Here is a 1,458-nt window from a genome sequence, read left to right on the forward strand (position 1 = left end):
CCTTTGTTCTTGTGAATCAGGTCAACCTGTACTATAATTATATCTGTAATACTTTATTAGACAAGAACGCACTATTTTGTAATATACTACCTGAAAAGAAAGTAAGAGAACATTATGGAAAGTAATTGCTGTGGTTTTAATTGCCCCGTTGAAGCAACCATTCAATTAATCGGCGGAAAATATAAGGCTGTCATTTTATGGCACTTAATGAATTAAACATTATGGTACAGTGAGATTCATAAGCGTATTCCAAAAATGCTGGCTCAACAGCTTCGTGAGCTGGAAAAAGATGGATTGATTAACCGTAAGGTTTACCCGGTGGTTCCGCCAAAAACAGAATATTCTTTAACTGAATTTGGAAGAACTTTAACTCCAATTCTTGATGAACTGTGTAACTGGGGTGAAAACTATTTACTTCAAAATGAATTGTAAGCCGTGATAATCAGATCTCATGCTGTGAGCTGTTTATCACGGCGTTTTTAGTGATACTTTAATTTGGGGCTTTTTGTAATCTTATAAACTATAAATGAGTAAATATCGAATCTTACACAATAAAATCCGCAGTATACGGACATAAAAGAAATATTAAGCTCTATATGTGCATTTTATAAAGACAACTTCGTGATGATTTTGTAAACTTTTTCAAATTTGCTCATTTATAGTTATAAATATATTTTTCTTCTTTTAAATGATAAAATACGAAAAAGAGCATAAATTTTTCGCTGGTTTATCTTTGTGAAGCTTACATGTCGAGATTAATGTTTCTTTTGTGGCAGTATATTGCAGATTTTACTGTGTAAAATTTGGCATTAGTTCATTTATAGCTTGTTAAAATATTGCTATCAAAAGCAACGTGATAGAAAATTCTGAAATGAAAAAGTAAAATCTGTATGTGCAAATATGAGAGACTTTCTTATTCGTTCTGTATGGGAAGTTTCTTTTTTATTCAATAGGACTATATAATGAGAAAATGTGAAAAAGCGCACAAAATTCTCGTTATTTTTGTGCGGTGTATATATAGAGTTTTAATTTTCTTTTTTCTTTGCATCCATATTGTATGGATTCTATTATGCAAAACTCTGCATTTGTTCTTTATAGTAATAGAAAATAAAATTTTAATAAAAATATTGACAGAGTTATAAAATGGGTGTATTTTTAAATCGTAAGTAGCAAGTGATAAGTAGATAGTAATCACTTCTATAAACATATGGCATAAAAGACAGTATTTAAAACTCTGAAAGCAGAGATGAAAAAAAATCTTGTTTTTAAAATGCTGAAAGTGCTTTTGAAAGTAGAAGTGTAAAGAAATCTATAATAAATTCAGGAAAAATAGATTCACATCATCTTTGAAAATTACAGAGATTGAAAGCGCCAGGTAAGGTATGAGAAACAAAGTAAAAGGAACAGACTTTGAGCGTTGAAGAGGTTGGTAGTGTCAAATAATCTATGAAAAACAGC

1 pseudogene is annotated in these 1,458 nt (G+C 30.1%); it reads left to right on the forward strand.

The window, feature by feature from the left end:
* The first annotated feature begins 114 nt into the window (after positions 1-114).
* Positions 115-432: pseudogene (locus QVP40_RS13865) on the forward strand (winged helix-turn-helix transcriptional regulator).
* Positions 433-1,458: the final 1,026 nt, after the last annotated feature.

The organism is Blautia sp. CAG:257 (assembly GCF_000433815.1).
Lineage (GTDB): Bacteria > Bacillota > Clostridia > Lachnospirales > Lachnospiraceae > Blautia_A > Blautia_A caecimuris.